General features: G+C 75.3%; 18 protein-coding genes. 11 read left to right on the top strand and 7 right to left on the bottom strand.

The window, feature by feature from the left end; genetic code table 11:
- Nucleotides 1-178: 178 nt before the first annotated feature.
- The 6 genes from IH44_RS0114005 to IH44_RS0113980 are packed head-to-tail and all read left to right on the top strand — an operon-like array spanning nucleotide 179 to nucleotide 5,693.
- Nucleotides 179-1,420 (top strand): substrate-binding domain-containing protein, encoded by a 1,242-nt coding sequence (locus IH44_RS0114005; RefSeq protein WP_030459848.1) that lies wholly within the window; start codon nucleotides 179-181, stop codon nucleotides 1,418-1,420.
- A 5-nt stretch (nucleotides 1,421-1,425) separates the two neighbouring features.
- A complete protein-coding gene (locus IH44_RS0114000) occupies nucleotides 1,426-2,184 on the top strand; it encodes an ABC transporter ATP-binding protein (protein WP_051816878.1) in 759 nt (252 codons plus the stop codon).
- A complete protein-coding gene (locus IH44_RS0113995; protein WP_030459847.1) occupies nucleotides 2,181-2,912 on the top strand; it encodes an ABC transporter ATP-binding protein in 732 nt (243 codons plus the stop codon). Before IH44_RS0114000 ends, IH44_RS0113995 begins: the two co-directional genes overlap by 4 nt.
- The gene (locus IH44_RS0113990; protein ID WP_030459846.1) at nucleotides 2,909-3,775 is read left to right on the top strand and encodes a branched-chain amino acid ABC transporter permease; all 867 of its coding nucleotides are present in this window, start codon (nucleotides 2,909-2,911) and stop codon (nucleotides 3,773-3,775) included. Before IH44_RS0113995 ends, IH44_RS0113990 begins: the two co-directional genes overlap by 4 nt.
- Nucleotides 3,772-4,842 (top strand): branched-chain amino acid ABC transporter permease, encoded by a 1,071-nt coding sequence (locus tag IH44_RS0113985; RefSeq protein ID WP_051816877.1) that lies wholly within the window; start codon nucleotides 3,772-3,774, stop codon nucleotides 4,840-4,842. Before IH44_RS0113990 ends, IH44_RS0113985 begins: the two co-directional genes overlap by 4 nt.
- Nucleotides 4,839-5,693 carry an alpha/beta fold hydrolase gene (locus IH44_RS0113980; protein WP_030459844.1) on the top strand — a complete coding sequence of 285 codons (855 nt, stop codon included), beginning with the start codon at nucleotides 4,839-4,841 and terminating at the stop codon, nucleotides 5,691-5,693. Before IH44_RS0113985 ends, IH44_RS0113980 begins: the two co-directional genes overlap by 4 nt.
- A 90-nt stretch (nucleotides 5,694-5,783) precedes the next feature.
- Here IH44_RS0113980 and IH44_RS0113975 read toward each other — a convergent pair whose 3' ends face one another.
- Together IH44_RS0113975 and IH44_RS0113970 are read right to left on the bottom strand one after the other, a co-directional pair.
- Entirely contained in the window at nucleotides 5,784-7,034 is a 1,251-nt protein-coding gene (locus tag IH44_RS0113975) for a hypothetical protein (protein WP_030459843.1), read from the bottom strand.
- Nucleotides 7,035-7,277: 243 nt separating this feature from the next.
- Nucleotides 7,278-7,889: a VTT domain-containing protein gene (locus IH44_RS0113970; protein ID WP_051816876.1), complete on the bottom strand. Its 612-nt coding sequence runs from the start codon at nucleotides 7,887-7,889 to the stop codon at nucleotides 7,278-7,280.
- Between the two features lie 445 nt (nucleotides 7,890-8,334).
- Here IH44_RS0113970 and IH44_RS0113965 point away from each other — a divergent pair, with 445 nt between their 5' ends.
- Nucleotides 8,335-9,432 (top strand): LLM class flavin-dependent oxidoreductase, encoded by a 1,098-nt coding sequence (locus IH44_RS0113965; RefSeq protein ID WP_030459841.1) that lies wholly within the window; start codon nucleotides 8,335-8,337, stop codon nucleotides 9,430-9,432.
- On the opposite strand, the gene IH44_RS0113960 is transcribed toward IH44_RS0113965, so the two are convergent.
- The 3 genes from IH44_RS0113960 to IH44_RS0113950 form a co-directional block, all read right to left on the bottom strand.
- The gene (locus IH44_RS0113960) at nucleotides 9,422-10,393 is read right to left on the bottom strand and encodes a phosphotransferase family protein (protein WP_030459840.1); all 972 of its coding nucleotides are present in this window, start codon (nucleotides 10,391-10,393) and stop codon (nucleotides 9,422-9,424) included. The two genes, IH44_RS0113965 and IH44_RS0113960, sit on opposite strands and share 11 nt — an antisense overlap.
- A 36-nt stretch (nucleotides 10,394-10,429) precedes the next feature.
- Nucleotides 10,430-12,295: a bifunctional diguanylate cyclase/phosphodiesterase gene (locus IH44_RS0113955; protein WP_030459839.1), complete on the bottom strand. Its 1,866-nt coding sequence runs from the start codon at nucleotides 12,293-12,295 to the stop codon at nucleotides 10,430-10,432.
- Nucleotides 12,296-12,646: 351 nt separating this feature from the next.
- On the bottom strand, nucleotides 12,647-13,072 hold the full coding sequence (locus IH44_RS0113950) for an OsmC family protein (RefSeq protein WP_030459838.1): 426 nt from the start codon (nucleotides 13,070-13,072) through the stop codon (nucleotides 12,647-12,649).
- Between the two features lie 262 nt (nucleotides 13,073-13,334).
- On the opposite strand from IH44_RS0113950, the gene IH44_RS0113945 reads away from it, so the two are divergent.
- On the top strand, nucleotides 13,335-13,661 hold the full coding sequence (locus tag IH44_RS0113945; protein WP_030459837.1) for a chorismate mutase: 327 nt from the start codon (nucleotides 13,335-13,337) through the stop codon (nucleotides 13,659-13,661).
- A gap of 98 nt (nucleotides 13,662-13,759) precedes the next feature.
- Entirely contained in the window at nucleotides 13,760-14,446 is a 687-nt protein-coding gene (gene lepB / locus IH44_RS0113940; RefSeq protein ID WP_107066527.1) for a signal peptidase I, read from the top strand.
- A gap of 15 nt (nucleotides 14,447-14,461) precedes the next feature.
- Here lepB and IH44_RS0113935 read toward each other — a convergent pair whose 3' ends face one another.
- The gene (locus IH44_RS0113935; protein WP_030459835.1) at nucleotides 14,462-15,514 is read right to left on the bottom strand and encodes an ABC transporter permease subunit; all 1,053 of its coding nucleotides are present in this window, start codon (nucleotides 15,512-15,514) and stop codon (nucleotides 14,462-14,464) included.
- Nucleotides 15,511-16,230, bottom strand: a complete 720-nt coding sequence (locus IH44_RS0113930) for an ABC transporter ATP-binding protein (RefSeq protein WP_255358063.1) — start codon at nucleotides 16,228-16,230, stop codon at nucleotides 15,511-15,513. Before IH44_RS0113930 ends, IH44_RS0113935 begins: the two co-directional genes overlap by 4 nt.
- Nucleotides 16,231-16,584: 354 nt before the next feature.
- Here IH44_RS0113930 and IH44_RS0113925 point away from each other — a divergent pair, with 354 nt between their 5' ends.
- Both IH44_RS0113925 and IH44_RS0113920 read left to right on the top strand, forming a co-directional pair.
- Nucleotides 16,585-17,748, top strand: coding sequence for a sensor histidine kinase (locus tag IH44_RS0113925; RefSeq protein WP_051816875.1), 1,164 nt, complete (start codon nucleotides 16,585-16,587; stop codon nucleotides 17,746-17,748).
- Nucleotides 17,745-18,413 carry a response regulator transcription factor gene (locus tag IH44_RS0113920; protein WP_030459832.1) on the top strand — a complete coding sequence of 223 codons (669 nt, stop codon included), beginning with the start codon at nucleotides 17,745-17,747 and terminating at the stop codon, nucleotides 18,411-18,413. Before IH44_RS0113925 ends, IH44_RS0113920 begins: the two co-directional genes overlap by 4 nt.
- Nucleotide 18,414 lies beyond the last annotated feature (1 nt).

Below are 18,414 nucleotides of genomic sequence, written 5' to 3'. Positions count from 1 at the left end.
ATGGCGCGCACGCGCACCATGTGAGCCCCGCACACTCCCGGCCGCCGGCCGCCGCGACATGGCGGCGGGCCACGCAGTGCGGGCGGCCGATGTGTGGGCTCGTCACATGTCGTCCGGGGGGACGCACCCCTACGGTTCCGGCATCCCACCAGCACCGGCACGTCAGGAGCCCCCCACCATGCCACTCACGGACGCCACCCGCAGACGCCCCGTCCGGAAGTTCGCCGCGCTGGCCGCCTGCGTGCTGCTCGCCGCGGGCTGCGCGAAGGCCGGCACCGCGGGCACCTCGACCGGGGCCGGGAGCGGTGGGGGCGACAAGAGCCCGGTCAAGGTCGGCCTGGTGTACTCGAAGACCGGCCCGCTGGCCGCCTACGGCAAGCAGTACCTGGAGGGATTCAAGGCGGGCCTGGCGTACGCCACCAAGGGCACCGGCGCGGTGGACGGACACCCGGTGGAGGTTGCCGAGCAGGACGACGCGGGCGACCCGGCGAAGGCGGTCTCCGCGGCCAAGGACCTGATCGGCAAGAACTACAAGATCCTGGCGGGCTCCACCGCGTCCGGCGTGGCGCTGCAGGTCGGCCCGATCGCCGCGCAGAACAAGGTGCTGTTCATCTCCGGCCCGGCCGCCGCCGACAAGGTCACCGGCCTGAACAAGTACACCTTCCGCTCCGGCCGCCAGTCCTACCAGGACACCAGGGCGGCGGCCTCGTTCATCGGCGACGCCAAGGGCAAGAAGGTCACCGTGCTCGCCCAGGACAACGCCTTCGGCCAGGCCAACGTGGCCGCCGTCAAGGACGTGCTGGGCGGCGAGGGCGCCACCGTGGACGCCGTGCTGGCCCCGCCGTCCGCCACCGACCTGACGCCGTTCGCCACCCAGGCCAAGGACGCCAAACCCGACCTGCTGTACGTCGCCTGGGCCGGCGACACCGCGTCCGCGCTGTGGACCTCGCTCAACCAGCAGGACGTGTTCTCCGCGACCAAGGTGGTCACCGGCCTCGACGTGGCCGCCTCCTACCCGCTGTTCGGCCCGGCCGCCGAGAAGATCGACTTCCTGAACCACTACTTCGGCGGCGCCGCCGGCACCGAGGCCGAGAAGGCGATGACCGACGCGGTCGCCAAGGCCGGCTCCAAGCCCGACCTGTTCACCCCCGACGGCTTCACCGCCGCCCAGATGGTGGTGCACGCGCTGGAGGCCAACCAGGGCTCCGACGCGGACACCGACGCCCTGGTGAAGGCCCTGGAGGGCTGGAGCTTCGACGGCGTCAAGGGGAAGTTCACCGTCCGGGCCGAGGACCACGCGCTGCTCCAGCCGATGTTCCAGGTCAAGCTGACCGGCTCCGGCGCCGGCGCCATGCCCACCGCGGTCAGGACCCTGCCCGCCGACCAGGTCGCCCCGCCGGTCGCCAAGACGGCGGGCTGAGCCGGATGAGCACCCCCGCCCCGGTCCTGCGGCTGGACGGCCTCGGCTGGTCCGTGCGCGGCGTCCCGATCGTGCAGGACGTCAGCCTGGACGTCGCCGAGGGCGAGTTCGTCGCCTTCATCGGCCCGAACGGGGCGGGCAAGACCTCCCTGTTCAACCTGGTCTCCGGCATCTACCCCGCCACCCGCGGCACCCTCCACCTGGACGGCGCCGACATCACCGCCCTGCCGGTGCCCGCCCGGGCCCGGCGGGGCCTGGGCCGGACCTTCCAGACCTCCTCGCTCTGGCCCGGCCTGACCGTCGCCGAGCACGTCCGGCTCGCCGCCCAGGCCGCCGCCGGACCCGCCGCCTCCTACCGGATCTGGCGCCGGGCCGGCCACTACCGGCAGCAGGTCGAGCAGACCCTGGAGCGCACCGGCCTCGCCGACCGCGCCGACCACCTCGCCGGGTCCCTCTCGCACGGCGGCAAGCGGAAGCTGGAGCTCGCCGTGCTGCTGGTCGGCGAGCCCCGGCTGATCCTGCTGGACGAGCCGATGGCCGGCGTCAGCGCCGAGGAGGTGCCCGCGCTGGTCGAACTGATCCGCTCCGTCCACCAGGAGCAGGGCCGCACCGTGCTGATGGTCGAGCACCACATGGACGTGCTGCTCGGCCTGGCCGACCGGCTCGCCGTGATGCACCACGGCACCCTGCTCGCACTCGACACCCCCGACGCCGTGATGGCCGACGCCACCGTCCAGGGGGCCTACCTCGGGGAGGCGCTGTGACCGAACCCCTGCTCCGGGTAAGGGAGTTGCGGGTCGTCATCGACGGCCTGCACATCCTGCACGGCGTCGACCTGGACGTCGCCGCCACCGGCGTCACCGCCCTGCTCGGCCGCAACGGCGCCGGCAAGACCACCACCGTCAAGGCCGTCATGGGACTCGTCCCGCGCACCGGGGCGGTCACCTTCGACGGCGCGGACATCACCGCCCTGCCCACCCACCTGGTGGTGCGCCGCGGCATCGGCTACGCCCCCGAGGACCGCGGCGTCTTCGCCGGCCTGAGCGTCGCGGAGAACCTGCGGCTGGCCGAACGCGACGGCGACCCCGCCTACGACCTGGTCCACGAACTGTTCCCCGAGCTGAAGCAGCGCCACAAGCAGCCCGCCGGGACCCTCTCCGGCGGGCAGCAGCAGATGGTCGCCATCGCCCGCACCCTGCTGGGCGGCAACCGGCTGATCATCGCCGACGAACCCACCAAGGGCCTCGCCCCGAAGATCGTCACCGAGGTCGCCGACGTGCTCGCCCGGGCCGCCGAGACCGTCCCCGTCCTGCTGGTCGAGCAGAACCTCGCCCTGGTCCGCCGGGTGGCCGGCCACTGCGCCGTCCTCGCCGACGGCCGCACCGCCCACCAGGGCGACGCCCGCGCCCTGCTCGCCGACGAGGACGCCGCCCGCCGCCTGCTCGGCGTCGGCAGCCACCGACCCGACACCCACGGGAGGACGCCCCGATGAACACCGTCGTCCTGCTCGCCTGCACCGGCCTCGGGCTCGGCGCGCTGTACTTCCTGGTCGCCTCCGGCCTCTCGCTGATCTTCGGCCTGATGGACGTGCTCAACTTCGCCCACGGCGCGCTGCTCTCGATCGGCGCCTACGCCGCCTGGTGGGCCGCCACCGACGGCGGCATGGGCTTCTGGCTGGCCGTCCCGTTCGGCACCCTGGTCGGCACCGCCGCCTCGGTGCTGCTCGAACTCGCCCTGATCCGCCCGCTGTACGCCCGCCCCCGGGACCAGATCCTGGCCACCGTCGGCGTCGGCCTCGCCCTGCCCGCCCTGCTGATGGGCATCTGGGGCTCCGACGCCCGCCCCTTCCCGCAGCCCGCCGCGCTGGCCGGCACCGTCGACCTGCTCGGCGCCACCGTCCCGGTCAACCGCTTCGTGCTGATGGCCGCCGCCCTGGTCGTGCTGGTCCTGCTGCGGCTGTTCCTGGCCAGGACCCGCTACGGCCTGATCGTCCGGGCCGGCGTCGAGGACCGGGCCATGGTCACCGCGCTGGGCATCGACGTCCGCAAGGCCTTCACCCTGGTCTTCGCCATCGGCGGCGCCGCCGCCTCGCTCGGCGGGGCGCTGGCCGGCCTCTACTTCGGCTCGGTCAACCCCTCGCAGGGCACCGGACTGCTGATCTTCGCCTTCGTCGTCGTGGTGATGGGCGGCATGGGCTCGGTCACCGGCGCCGCCGTCGCCTCGGTCGGCGTCGGCCTGGTCCAGCAGTTCGCCAACTACTACACCACGGCCGGACTCGGCGACCTCTCGGTGGTCGTGCTGCTCGCCGTCCTGCTGCTCGTCAAGCCGCGCGGACTCACCGGGAGACTCGCATGACCGCCCACCTCAAGCGCTGGTGGCCGCTGGCCCTGCTGCTCGTCCTGTTCGCCGCGCCCTACAGCGCCCTGCCGGTGCCCGGCCTGCTGGACGGCCCGCTCGGCAGCCCCGGCAGCCTGCAGCTGATCGCGCTGTGCCTGCTGTACGGCGGCCTCGCCACCGGCTACGACCTGCTGCTGGGACGCACCGGGCTGCTCTCCTTCGGGCACGCGCTGTACTTCGCCACCGGCCTGTACGCCACCGACCTGGCGATGCTCGAGTTCGGCCTCGGCTTCGTGCCCGCCGCGCTGTTCGGCCTCGCCTGCACCGTCGCGCTGGCCCTGCTGCTCGGCGCGGTGTCGCTGCGGGTCACCGGCATCGGCTTCTCGATGGTCACGCTGGCCTTCGCCCAGGCCGGCTCGATCCTGGTGCAGCGCAACCCCGGCGGCCTGACCGGCGGCGAGGAGGGCCGCTCCGCCCCCGCCGAGCACCTGCCCGACGCGCTGATCGGCATCCAGAATACCGCCAACCTGTACTGGATCGCGCTGGCCTACCTGGTCGTCACCCTCGCCGTGGTGCACTGGACGGTCTCCTCGCCCACCGGCCGGATCTGGGCCGGCATCCGGGAGAACGAGCGCCGCGTCGAGGTGCTGGGCCTGCGCCCGTACGGCTTCAAGCTGGTCGCGTTCACCGTCTCCGGCGCGCTGGCCGGCGCGGGCGGCGTGGTCTACCTGCTGCTCACCGGCGGCGCCACCCCGCAGGCGGCCGGCTCGGACGCGACGCTGGCGCTGCTGGTGATGGTGGTGCTCGGCGGCTCCGGCACCCGCTGGGGCCCGCTGCTCGGCGGCGTCCTGTACACCTGGGCCGCGCACCGGCTCGGCGACCTCGCCAACTCCGACTCGATCGCCCACCTGCCCCCGGTGCTGCGGGTTCCGCTCTCCCAGCCGCTGTTCCTGCTCGGTACGCTCTTCGTCGCCGTGGTCTACCTGCTGCCCGGCGGCCTCGCCAAGCTCCCCGCCCGGCTGCGCGGCGGCCGCGCCGCCAAGACCGCCGTCCCCGTCACCGCCGTACCGGAAGGCGCCGCATGACCGCCCCCCAGCCGCTCACCGTCCCCGTCGACGGCGGCGAACTCGCCGTCCTGCACTGGCCCGCGACCGTGCCCGGCGCGCCCGTGGTGGTCGCCGTCCACGGCATCACCGCCAACGCGCTGGCCTGGGGCGCGCTGGCCCGGCTGCTCGACGGCCGGGTCGCGCTGTACGCCCCCGACCTGCGCGGGCGCGCCGCCAGCCGCGACCTGCCCGGCCCGTGGGGCCTGGCCCGGCACGCCGAGGACGTCGCCGCGCTGGTCACCGCGCTGGACGCGGGCCCGGTCCGGCTGGTCGGCCACTCGATGGGCGCCTGGGTCTGCTCGCTGGCCGCCGCCCGGCACCCCCACCTGGTCGCCGAACTCACCCTGGTGGACGGCGCGGTGACCTTCCCGCTGCCGCCCGGCGTCCGCGAGCAGGACGCCCTCGCGGCGGTCCTCGGCCCCGCGCTGACCCGGCTCTCGATGACCTTCGCCAGCCGCGCGGCGTACCGCGAGTTCTGGCAGGCCCACCCCGCGTTCACCCCCTGGACCGACGAGCTCGACGCCTACACCCAGCGCGACCTGGTCGGCGAGGCACCCGAACTGGTCTCCTCCTGCGTGCACGAGGCGGTCACCACCGACGGCACCCAGGTCCTGCTCGACCAGGAGGCGGCCGGCGCGGTCCACCGCCAGCGCGTCCCGACCCGGCTGCTCTACGCCGAGCGCGGCCTGCTGGACGAGCCCCAGGGCCTCTACGACCCGGCCCGGCTGGCGGCCGCGGAGGTCACCGTGCCGACCGAGCCGGTCGCGGACACCAACCACTACTCGATCGTCTGGTCCGACCGGCTGGTGGAACTGCTGCTCGCGCCCTGACCGGCCGCACCGACGGCGCCGGGGCCCGGGAAGCAGCACGCTTCCCGGGCCCCGGCGCCGTCGGGAGCGACCCCGTGCCGTGCGGGCGCGCTACCCGCCCAGGAAGGCCTGCCAGCCGCCGGCCGGGGCCTGGCCGACGTTGAGGGTGCGCAGCTTGCGGAGGGTGGACTGGTCCTGGACCTCCAGCCAGTCGACCAGCTGCCGGAACGAGACCAGCCGGACGTCGGGCTTGTCGGCGATCTGCTTGAGGGTCTCCTCGACGGCGTCCATGTAGATGCCGCCGTTCCACTGCTCGAAGTGGTTGCCGACGAACAGCGGGGCGCGGTTGGTGGTGTAGGCCCGGTTGAAGCCCGCCAGGTAGGAGTCGCGGGCCTGGTCGCGCCACTGCCCGTACTTCGACGGGTCGCCCTTGGTGGAGCCGCCGGACTGGTTGGCCAGGATGTTGTAGTCCATGGACAGCACCTGGAAGCTGTGGCCGGGGAACGGGATGCCCTGCAGCGGGAAGTCCCAGATCTTGCCGTCCTGGACCTTCTGCGGCCAGATCTGCAGGCCGCCGGGGGAGCTGGCGTCGTACTTCCAGCCCAGCTTGGCGGCGGTCGGCAGCAGCGCCTTCTGGCCCTCCAGGCAGGGGGTGCGGCCGCCGATCAGCTCCTTCTTGTAGTCGAAGGGCAGCGGGTCGACGTCGGTGAAGCCGGTGTTGGTCCTCCAGTTGGTGACGAAGGAGACGGCCTGCTGGATCTCGCTCTCCCAGTCCTCCGGCGTCCACTTGTTGACGCCGTTGTGGTCCGAGCGGGTGGAGCAGAAGTGCCCGTTGAAGTGGGTGCCGATCTCGTGGCCGGCCAGCCACGCCTGGCTGATCAGCTTGATGGTGTTGCGGACGGCGTTGTCGGACAGGAACGGGATGTCCGAGGCGCCGACCGGGTGCTGCGGCGGGTGGTAGAGCGAGGACTTCTCCTTCGGCAGCGTGTAGATGCCGGAGAGGAAGAAGGTCATCGTCGCCTTGTGCTCCTCGGCGAGCTTGAGGAAGCGGGTGAACTGCCCGTCGTCGGTGGCGCCGGCGCCGTCCCAGGAGAAGACCACGAACTGCGGCGGGGTCTCGCCCGGCTTGAGCTTCTCGGGGGCGGGCTGGTGGGGCTGGGTGCCGGTGTCGGCGGTGGAGCCGTCGCCGATCGGGGTGCCCTTGACGGCGGACGGGCTGCCGCTGCCGGCGGCGCCCCCGGTCTTCGCGTCGGAGCCGGGACGGTTCGCCGCGCCGCCCCCGCTGGAACAGGCCGCGACGGCGCCGAGGGCCGCCGTGGCCGCTGTGGCGGTCAGCACTGTCCTGCGCGAGATGCTGCTCATGGTCTCCCCTGCCACGGTGGGCCCGGCCAAAAGAAGGTCCGGACGCCGACACGCGGCTCCGGAGGTCAACTTCTGGCAAAATCGGACAATTTGACGGTAACGCCACCCAAGGATGGCATGTCCGGGGTGGCCGGTCCAACGCCGCCCACCCTCACCCGGTCATCACGCCGGCCGGGCCCGCCCGGCTCCCGGCCGGCCCGCCTTGTTGCCGTCCTGAGACAGACAACCCCGAGGTCGAGGCCGCTACTCGCTCTCCACCAGGGCCGCCAACCGGCGCCGCCGCCGGACGAGTTGCACCACCACCGAGCTGATCGCGGTGGCCGCCGCGCAGGAGATCACGAAGCTCAGCCAGGCGGTGTCGAACCAGTGCAGGTTCAACCAGCCGAGGCTGACGATGTACGCCGCCCACACCACGGCGGCCACCGCCGACCAGCGCAGGAACGTCCAGGGCCGGTACGCGGAGTGCCCGACCGCCAGGTCCAGGACGGTCCGCCCGGCCGGCACGAAGCGCGCGATGATCACGATGGCCGCCGCCGCCCGGCTGGTGGTGCGCCCGGTCAGCGCCCGCTGCACCCGCTCGACGCTCGCCGCCAGCCGCGGCCGCCGGGCCAGCCGGCGGTGCACCGCGGGCGCGCCGCGCCGGGCCAGCTGGAGCAGCAGCAGGTCGCCCAGGAAGGAGGCGACCGCCACGCCCGCGCCCAGCAGCAGCGGCGAGCCGTCCACGTGCGCGGTCTTCAGCACGGCGAGGATCACCAGCGTCCCGCTGGGCAGGAACGGCAGGAAGGCGTCGCCGAGGACCGCCGCCAGTGCCAGCGCGCAGTACCAGGCGGGGCCGATGACGGCATCCAGATCCACGGTGTCTCTCCCTCCAGCACGCCCGGGGGGAGCAGCTGCAACGGGGATCAACGCTAGCGCGGGCAAATTTCATGGCATGAAGCACCCCCGTGTGGCATACCGCACACGGCCCCGGGCACGGCGAGAGCCCCCGGGCGGGGTGCCGCTCCGGGGGCTCGTGGGATCGAACGACGCTGGTCGAGCCCGTCGATCTGTCGCTGGCGCGCGGAACCGGTACGTGTTCCGCGCCGGTCTCCAGACTGCCCCATCCGCACCCCCGAACGGGCCCGCGGACCTGGCGACTTCTCGCTGTGGCGTGAAGTCGCCACGCAGCGTGGCCTGCTGGCGGACCGTCAGCCGCCGCGCCCCGGCGCCCCCGCCGGGGCGGGAACAGCCCGGCCGCCGGACGGGTTGTGCTCCGACGAACGCCCGGGCACCCGGCCGGGGCACCAGGAGGACGCACCGCATGAGCACCGCACCGGAGCCGACCGCCCCCGAGACTGCACCCGAGAGCGCCGCCGCCGTGGACCCGGTCCGCGGCCGGACCGCCGGCCGCGCCCCCGCCCCGCTCTCCATCCTGGACCTCGCCACCGTCGGCTCCGGCCACACCGCGGGCGAGGCGCTCGCCGCCACCACCGAACTGGCCCGGGCCGCCGAGGGCTGGGGCTACCACCGGTTCTGGGTGGCCGAGCACCACGGCATGCCCGGCGTCGCCTCCTCGGTGCCCGCCGTGCTGCTCGCCCACCTCGGCGCCCACACCACGACGCTGCGCCTGGGCTCCGGCGGCGTGATGCTGCCCAACCACGCCCCGCTGGCGATCGCCGAGCAGTTCGGCCTGCTGGAGGCCCTGCACCCGGGCCGGATCGACCTCGGCCTGGGCCGCGCCCCTGGCACCGACCAGGCCACCGCCCGGGCGCTGCGCCGCGGCCTGGCCGACGGCGCCGACGACTTCCCGCGCCAGCTCGCCGAGCTCACCCACTTCCTGGACGGCGACTTCCCGCCCGGCCACCCGTACGCCCGGCTGGAGGCGGTGCCGCGCTCGGCCTCCCGCCCGCCGGTGTGGCTGCTCGGCTCGTCCGGCTTCAGCGCCCAGCTGGCCGCCCGGCTCGGGTACCCGTTCGCGTTCGCGCACCACTTCAGCGCCGCCAACACCGTCCCGGCGCTCGACCTGTACCGGGACGGCTTCACCCCGTCCGAGGTGCTGGAGAAGCCGTACGCGCTGATCGGGGTCAGCGCGGTGGCCGCGGAGAGCCGGGAGCGGGCGCTGTGGCTGGCCCGCTCGGCCGGGCTGGGCATGCTGCGGCTGCGCCAGGGCCGGCCGGGCCCGATCCCGACGCCGGAGGAGGCCGCCGCGCACCCCTACACCCTCGCCGAGGAGGACTTCCTCGACTCCTGGCTGGCGAACGTGGTGCTCGGCACCCCGGCCGAGGTCGCCGAGGGCCTGGAGGCACTGCGGCGGCGCACCGGGGCGGACGAGCTGATGGTCACCTCGCACATCCACGGGCACCGGAACCGGCTGGAGTCCTACGGCCTGATCGCCGAGGCGTACGGCCTCACCGGCTGATCGCGTCGAGCACGGCCAGCTGCTCGGCGACCCGCTCCGCCGACCAGGTCCGCACCCAGTCGGCGAAGTCGCCGGTGTACGCCCGGGGCGCGGCCTCGGTCCGCATGACCAGCGCCAGGTAGATCCGGTACAGCGCGAGCCGGGCCCGCCCGGCGTCGTCCACCGCGAAGGCCGGGTCGACCGAGCGGTAGCCGGCCACGAAGTCCTCGTCCCGCTCGGCGGCGCCCAGCGGGTCGAGGCCGACCAGTTCGGCGAGCGGGTCGCCGAAGAAGGCCCGCTCGCCGTCGATCACGCCGGTCAGCTCCCAGCCGCCGTCCGGGCCGGGGGTGAGCAGCAGGTTCCCCTCCCAGGCGTCGAAGTGCACCAGGGCGGGGCGGCGGACCTCGGCCAGCGCGGCCCCGAACCGCTCCGGCAGAGCGCGCAACTCCTCGGCCGGGGCGGGCAGTTCGACGCCGTAGCGGTCGGCGTCGGCGAGCAGCGCGCCGAGCATCGCGGCGAACGCGGCCGGCCAGTCACCGGCCGACAGCCCGGCCTCGGGCTGCGGGTAGCCGTAGCGCTCCCCGGTGGCCCGGGCCACCCCGGCGGCCCAGGCGCCCAGGGTGCGGCGCAGCCCGGCCCGGTCGGCGGCGGAGAGCTGCTCGCGCAGGCTGTCCCAGGTGCGGCCCTCGACGTAGCCGAGCAGCAGCCACTCGCGGCTGTCGGCGTCCCCGTCCGGGTCGTGGTGCAGCACCTGCGGGACGGCCAGCCCGGCGTCCGCGGCCAGCGCGTGGAACAGCCGCTCGGTGCCCAGCAGGCCGCGCTCGTGCGCCAGCCCGGGGGTGCCGGGCGGCGGGGCGCACTTGAGCACCAGCCGCCGCCCGTCGGCCAGTTCGAGCAGCCGGGCGGCGTTGTACAGCCCGCCCGTCAGCGGGGTCTCGGCGACCACCGCCACCCCGCCCAGCACCGCGTCCACGCGTCCCATCGTCCTGCTCCCCTCCGCACCGGAAGACCGCGGCCGTCACCGCGACCGGTCACGGAGTATCGCCGCGATCGCCTCGGGACCGCCAGGGCGGGCGTAGTACCAGCCCTGCGCGGTGTCGCAGCCGGTCTGGCGCAGCCGCTCGGCCTGGGCGGCGTGCTCGATGCCCTCGGCGGTGACGGTCAGGCCCAGGGCGTGCGCGAGCTGCACCATGGCGCCGACGATCTGCTCGTCGGCGGCCCGCCGCCGGCCGTCGGCGCCGGGCGCGGACTCGCGGAACGCCTCGATGAAGGTGGCGTCCAGCTTGAGCGCGTGCACCGGCAGCCGGGACAGGTAGGCGAGGTTGGAGTAGCCGGTGCCGAAGTCGTCGATGGCGATCCGCACGCCCATGTCGGCCAGCGCCTGCAGGGACTGCAGCGGGCGGCCGCCGGGGCCGAGCAGCGCGCTCTCGGTGATCTCCAGCTGGAGCAGCGCGGCGGGCAGCCCGGTGCGCTCCAGCACCTCGGCGACGTCCGCGACCACGTCGGAGTCCCAGATCTGGCGGGGCGCCAGGTTGACGCTGACCAGCACCGGCTGCCCGGGGAACCCGTCCAGCCACTGCCGGGCCTGCCGGCAGGACTCCTCCAGCACCCACTTGCCCAGCGCCACGATCGCCCCGGACTCCTCGGCGAGCGGGATGAACCGGTCCGGCGGCAGCAGCCCGTACCGGGGGTGGTTCCAGCGCACCAGCGCCTCCGCGCCGCGCACCGCGCCGTCGGCCAGCGCCACCAGCGGCTGGTACTCGACGGTGAACTCGCCGCGCTCCACGGCCGGGCGCAGCTCGGTCGCCAGCAGGTGCCGGGCGAGCTGGTCGGCGCCCCGGTCGCGGTCGTACAGCGTCCAGCGGGCGCGGCCGTCGGACTTCGACCAGTACAGCGTGGAGTCGGCGTCCCGGACCAGGTCGGTGGGCGTGGAGCCGTGCACGGGGCGCTCCACCACGCCGATCGAGGCGGTGACGGTCAGCCGGTGCCCGGCCACCTCGAAGGGCCGCTCCAAGGCCTCCATCAGGTCGGCGGCCAGCCGGGTCAGCTGCTGGTGGCCGGCGCTGCCGGTGACCAGCACGGCGAACTCGTCGCCGCCCAGCCGGGCCACCAACTGCCGCCCGTCCCGGGCGAACCCGTGCTCCAGCCGGGCGGCGACCGCCACCAGCAGCTGGTCGCCGATGTGGTGGCCGAGGGTCTCGTTGATGGCGGCGAAGCCGTCCAGGTCGACGTAGCACAGCCCGATCCGCCGCTCGCCGTCCGCGCCCGGTCCGCCCCGGCCGTCCGGCTTGAACGCGGCCTCCAGCCGCTCGTAGAACAGCGTCCGGTTCGGCAGCCTGGTCAGCGGGTCGTGCAGCGCCTGGTAGGCGAGCCGGTCGCCGAGCTGGCGGCGCTCGGTGACGTCCTCGACCATCACCATCGTGTAGTACGGGTCGCCCGCGCCGTCGCGGATCAGCGAGACGGTGACCCGGCCCCAGACCTCCCGCCCGCCGCGGTGCTTGAGCCGCTTCTCGGCGCGCATCCGGTTGCGCTCGCCGCGCACCAGCTCGCGGTAGCGGCTGCGGGACGGCTCCTCCGGCTCGATGACCTGGTGGATGTGCATGCCGGGGAGCTCGGCCACCTCGCGGCCCAGCATCGCCGCGAACACCGGGTTGCCCTCGATCAGCAGGTCGTCGGAGTCGATCAGCGCCATGCCGATCCCGGCGTCCGAGAACGCGGCCCGGAACCGCGACTCGCTGGCCCGCAGGGCGGCGGCCAGCCGCTCGGCCTCGGTGTCCGGCGGGGCCCCGCAGGCGGTGCACGCCCCGGCTCCGGTACCCGGGCGCGGCGCTTCGGGCCGCCCACCCCGATGGTGTGCGTCGGCCCCGACGTTCCGGCCCGGCACGGCACGCTCCCGTCCGCTGCTGCCACTGGTCGCGCCGGACGCTCCTCACGGACGGCGACCGGCCAGGCGGCCCGCGCCCGCCCGCGGCCCCGGCCCGGTGGGCGGGGAGCGGTCGGCGGCCTCGGGCCACGCCCGCCGATCATAGGCCGCCGGTGTAACTGTCCGCGACCGCCGCCAGGGTGATTGGCGAGGCTTGTCCCGAGCTGCCCGTTACATTCTGTGCGAGGCGCGCGGATCGCCGCCGGAGCGCGCCGGCGGGCCGGCCGCCGCCGCGCGGGCGGGGGCCGGGGAGTGCGCCCGCGCGCACGGACCGTGACGGCGCGGGCGGGCGGGCGCGGGGGTGCCGGACGGTCAGGCCAGGGCGGCGGAGAGCGTGATGGTGGTGCCGGACAGCGCCTGGCTCACCGGGCAGTTGGCCTTCGCGTCCTCGGCGGCCTTCACGAAGCCCGCCTCGTCCAGGCCCGGGACGGTGCCGACCACGGTCAGGTGGATGCCGGTGATGCCGGTGCCCGGCTGGAAGGTCACGTCCGCCTTGGTCTCCAGCTTGGTGGGCGGGGTGCCGGCGCCGGTCAGGCCGTGCGAGAGCGCCATCGAGAAGCAGGACGAGTGGGCGGCCGCGATCAGCTCCTCCGGGCTGGTCTTGCCGTTCGCCGCCTCGGCCCGGGACGGCCAGGACACCGGGAACTCGCCGACGCCGGAGGAGTCGAGGGTCACCAGGCCCTTGCCGTCGAGCAGGTTGCCCTCCCACTCGGTGTGCGCGGTGCGGGTCGTCGCCACGATCAGGTACCTCCCATGAGAAGCGGACAGCTGTCGAACTGCTGTGCCCGCGGCCGGACTTCCGGCCGAGGCCCGCCCAGCCTACGGCCCGCACCGCGCTCCGGAGGCCGAACGCCGCGCGGAGCGGCCGGCCGTCCCGAACGCCGTCCCACATGCCGGAACGGGCGGGTGATCAGGGCGGACGGGCCCGGCCCGCCCTGTTAGATTGGCCGTCCGCCGCGCCCGAGCGCCCACCCGAAATCCCGCATCGGAGCCACCCCACATGACGGACCAGCCCACTCCCTCCCCGGCGGGGATCGACGACGCCGTGCGGGCCGAGCTGACCCGCCTGCGCGAGTCCATCGACAACATCGACGCCGCCGTCGTCCACATGCTCGCCGAGCGCTTCAAGGCCACCCAGCAGGTCGGCCGGCTCAAGGCCGAGCACCAGCTGCCCCCCGCCGACCCGGCCCGCGAGCGCCGCCAGATCAAGCGCCTGCGCGAACTCGCCCTCAGCGCCAACCTCGACCCGGTGTTCGCCGAGAAGTTCCTCAACTTCATCATCGCCGAGGTGATCCGCCACCACGAGGCCATCGCCAACGAGGCCTGAGCCGCCCGCACGGCGGTTGTCTGCTCCGGGTAAGGGCCGGATTTCGCCCTGCCCCGGGCACGGGTTAGCGTGCAGTCCTTGCCAAGGAGGCGGTGTCGGTGTCGGTGGCGGTGACCGAGGGGCCCACCCAGGAACGGCGTCCGCGCAAGCGGCGGCCCTGGTACGTGGAACTGCCCGTGATGATCGTGATCGGCCTGGTCGTCGCCGTGCTGATCAAGACCTGCCTGTTCCAGATGTTCTCCATCCCGTCCGGCTCGATGGAGAACACCCTCCAGGTCGGCGACCGGGTCGCGGTCAACAAGTTCGCCACCCTCACCGGCTGGAAACCGGAGCCCGGCGAACCCGTGGTGTTCAAGGACCCCGGCGGCTGGCTGCCGCCCGCCCCGCAGAGCGGCAACGCCTTCACCCGCACCGTGCACTCCGGCCTCAGCGCCGTCGGCCTGCTCCCGCCCGGCGACGACTACCTGGTCAAGCGGGTCATCGCCACCGGCGGCCAGAGCGTCGCCTGCCACGGCACCACCCTCACCGTCGACGGGCAGCCCGTCGCCGAGCCCTACCTGCACCCCGGCGACGACTCCTGCTCCGGCATCGACTTCGGCCCGCTCACCGTCCCGGCCGGCCACGTCTGGGTCGAGGGCGACCACCGCAGCGACTCCGCCGACTCCCGCTACCACCGCGACGGCCCGGACGGCGGCGCGGTCCCCGTCGCCGACCTGGTCGGCCCCACCACCGCCGTCGTCTGGCCGCTCAACCACTTCACCTGGTTCGGCTGGACCGGCCACTGACCGGCCCCCGCCGGATCAGCCGCCGGTGACGCCGCGCCGCAGCCGCACCGCGCAGCCCGCCGCCACCGCACCCGACAGCAGCACCAGCACCCCCGCCTCCGCCCACTGGAACGGCCAGTAGCGGCGGGCCGGCTGGTACTCGACGCGCTGCACCAGCCCCATCGCGTTGATCGCCCCCCGGCACGCCGCGACCGAGTCCAGGTCCTGGTGGCACGCCGCGGGCACCGGCCCGGTGAACGTCCGCCCCGCCGGATCCACCGCGCGCACCGACAGCACCCACGCCCCCGGCAGCGACACCGGCACCGACGCGTACAGCTCGTCCCCCGTGATCCGGATCGTCCCCCGCTCCGGCTCCAGCACCAACGCCCCCTCCACCCGGGCCGGCGCCGCCAGGTGCGGGCGCACCAGCAGCGGCACCAGCACCTGGACGGCCACCAGCACCCCCAGCACCACCGCCATCGCCGCGACCTGACGGCGCAGCAGCAACCCCGCCGCCACCCCCGCCGCGAACCCGAACAGCGCCCACCCCACCGGGACGATCCCGTGCGCCGCGAACACCAGCGGCCCGAACCGGCCCGGCAGCGCGCCGTCCCCCGCCCCCGGCAGCGCCTGCGCCCGGTCCAGCGGCGCCGCCCACCAGGACACCGCCCACGACAGCAGCCCCGCCAGTCCCGCCACCGCCGCGCCCACCAGCGCCAGCCGCACCAGCAGCCAGCGCGTCCGGGACACCCCCTGCGTCCACGACAGCCGGAACGCCCCCGACTCCAGGTCGCGCGCCACCAGCGGCACCCCCGCGAACATCCCCGCCCCCGCGGGCAGCACCAGCAGCAGCACCAGCCCCAGCCAGAACAGGCCGGTGAGCAGCCCGTCCCCGTCCACCGCCGCCGCGAACGCCGACTGCGCCCGCTCGCAGCCCGCCCCCGTCCGGGCGCACCCCGGCAGGCCGCTGGAGTCGTACAGGCCCGCCAACCGGGGCCCGGTCGCGCCGTACAGGGCCGCGACGACCGCCAGCGCGGCCAGCGCGCACCACGCCTGCGCCCGGTACTGACGCCAGGTCAGCCAGCTCACGACAGCTCCTCCGCCCGCTCGTCGCGGTCCTGCTGCAACTGCTCCAGGACCACCTCCTCCAAGTCCCGCACCCGCCCGTCCGGGCCGGCCAGCAGCTCCGCCAGCGGGCCCGCCGACCGGACCCGGCCCCGGCCCAGCACGATCAGGTGGTCGCAGTCCCGGGCCAGGTCGCCGATCAGGTGCGAGGACAGCAGCACGCTCGGGCCGTGCTCGGCCCGGGCCTCCGCCAGCCGGTCCAGGAACTCCCGCCGGGCCAGCGGGTCCAGCGCCGCCACCGGCTCGTCCAGCACCAGCAGGTCCGGCCGCTTCGCCAGCGCCAGGGTCAGCGCGAGCTGCGCCCGCTGGCCCCCCGACAGCCGGTCCGCCCGCTGCCCCGGGTCCAGTCCCAGCTCCGCCACCCGCCGCCGCGCCCAGCCGTCGTCCCACCGGCGGTTGGCCCGGCGGCCGAACACCAGGTGCTCCGCCACCGTCAACCCCCGGTGCACCGGCGCGTCCTGCCCCACGAACCCCACCCGGGCCGGCCACTGCGGCCCGGACCCCGGCCGGGCGCCCCACACCCGCAACTCGCCCGCGCTCGGCGGCAGCAGCCCCGTCACCAGGTGCAGCAGCGTGCTCTTCCCGGCCCCGTTCGGCCCCACCAGCCCCACCGTTCGCCCCGCCGGCACCTCCAACGTGCACTCCCGCAGTGCCCACCGCCTCCGGTAGCGCCGCCCCACACCCCGAGCCTCGATCACGACCCCTCCTCCGTCACGTCCTGCGAACACCCACCACCCTGGCCCCGGGCCCCGCCGCACCGCGTCGGACCTGGGACCACGCCCGGAGCGGTACTCCAGCAGGAGGGCGCCCGGGGAACGGCGGGTCCGTGCCGCCGGCGGCCGGAGCCCCTCGAACGCCGGGGCTGCCGCGGGCCCTTGCCGGAACCGGAAGCCGATGCCCGCACCGGCAGCGAACCACCGGCGGACCCGGCCCCGCCGTCCCCCGAGCCCCCGGTGGTCGCTCCCAGGTACGACGTCCGCCGTCGTCCCCAGGTCCGATCCGCCCGCCCCCGCCCGGCCGCTAGCGTGGCGGGCATGGACTTGCACCGGCCGCTCGGCCCACGGTCGCGGGCCGCCGTGGACGCGGCCGCCGCCGCCGTCCTGACCTCACTGCCCCTGCTCCCGGTCTGGAACGCGACGTCCGGGCACCCGCAGCGGGTCGCCCTCGCGGCGGTGCTCCCGGGCCCGCGCCCGGCGGACCTGGCGATGGTGGCGCTGGCCGCGCTGGCCGCGCCGCTCGCCCGGCTCCGGCCCGCCGGGGTGCTGCTCGCGGTGCTGGGCCCGGCGGCGCTGAGCGTCGGCGTGGCGTCCTCGCCCGCGCCGTGGGTGGCGGTCGCGGTGGTGCTGTACCGGCTGCCGGGGGCGGTGCCGCGCCGCCGGGCCGGGCAGCTGCTGGCGCTGGCCCTGCTGGTGGCGGCGCTGTGCCTGTCCGGGATGCTGGGCTGGTTCTGGCCGCACCCCGGCTTCGGCGGCCCGGGCGCGGTCCTGACGGCCTGCCTGTTCCTGGCCACCGGCTGGACGGCGGGCTGGGCGGTGGACGAGCGCCGCCGCCGCCGGATCGAGCACGCCGCGTCCCGGGAGCGCGAGGAGCGGCTGCTGATCGCCCGCGAACTGCACGACGTGGTCGCGCACAGCCTCGGAGTGATCGCCGTGCAGGCGGGCGTCGCCAACCACGTCGCGGCCGAGCAGCCCGAGCAGGCCCGGCTGGCCCTGGCCTCGATCGAGGAGACCAGCCGCACCGCGCTGAACGAGATGCGGGCCCTGCTGGGCGTGCTGCGCACCGGCGGGGACGGGGAGCGGCTGCCCGCGCCGCGGCTGTCCGACCTGGACGGGGTGGTGCGCCGGGCGGCCGCCGCGGGCGTCCGGGTGGAGGTCCAACTGGTCGGCGAGCAGGCCGAGTTGCCGCCGGGGCTGGAGCTGGCCGGCTACCGGGTGGTGCAGGAGGCGGTCACCAACGTGGTCCGCCACGCCGCCACCGACCGCTGCCGGGTCCGGCTCGACTACCGGCCGGAGGCGCTGGAACTGACCGTCACCGACGAGGGCCGCGGCGGGCCGCCGCACGCAGGCGGCAGCGGGCACGGCCTGGCCGGGATGCGCGAGCGGGTCGCCGTGCACGGCGGCCGGTTCCGGGCCGGGCGGGGGCCCGCCGGGCGGGGCTTCGAGGTGTCTGCGGTGTTCCCGCTGGTGGTGGCCGGATGATCCGGGTGCTGGTGGCGGACGACCAGGCGCTGGTGCGCGGCAGCTTCCGGCTGCTGGTGGACTCCGCGCCCGACCTGGCCGCGGTCGGCGAGGCCGCGGACGGCGCCGAGGCCCTCGAACTCGCCCGCCGGGAGCGGCCGGACGTGGTGCTGATGGACATCCGGATGCCCCGGCTGGACGGCATCGAGGCCACCCGGCAGCTCACCGCCGACCCGGCCCTGGCGGGCGTCCGGGTGCTGGTGCTGACCACCTTCGACCTGGACGACTACGCCTTCGCGGCGCTGCGCGCGGGCGCCGCCGGGTTCCTGCTCAAGGACACCCGCCCGGCCGAACTGCTGGACGCGGTCCGGGTGGTGGCCGCGGGGGAGGCGCTGCTCGCGCCCCGGGTGACCCGCCGGCTGATCGAGGAGTACACCCGCCGCCCGGAGCCGTCCGCGCTGCCCGCCCCGGCGGCCCTGGCGGGGGCGACCGAGCGGGAGCGGGAGGTGCTGGCACTGGTCGGGCTGGGCTTCTCCAACGAGGAGATCGCCGCCGAGCTGCACGTCAGCCTGTCCACCGCGAAGACCCACATCGGCCGGCTGCTGCAGAAGCTCGCCGCCCGCGACCGGGCCCAACTGGTCATCGCGGCCTACGAGTCGGGCCTGGTCCGGCCCGGCGTACGATGAC

The organism is Kitasatospora sp. NRRL B-11411 (assembly GCF_000721345.1).
GTDB classification, from domain to species: Bacteria; Actinomycetota; Actinomycetes; order Streptomycetales; family Streptomycetaceae; genus Kitasatospora; species Kitasatospora cineracea.
The sequence above is the reverse complement of the archived record's forward strand: the minus strand, read 5'-3'. Positions and strand labels throughout refer to the sequence as shown.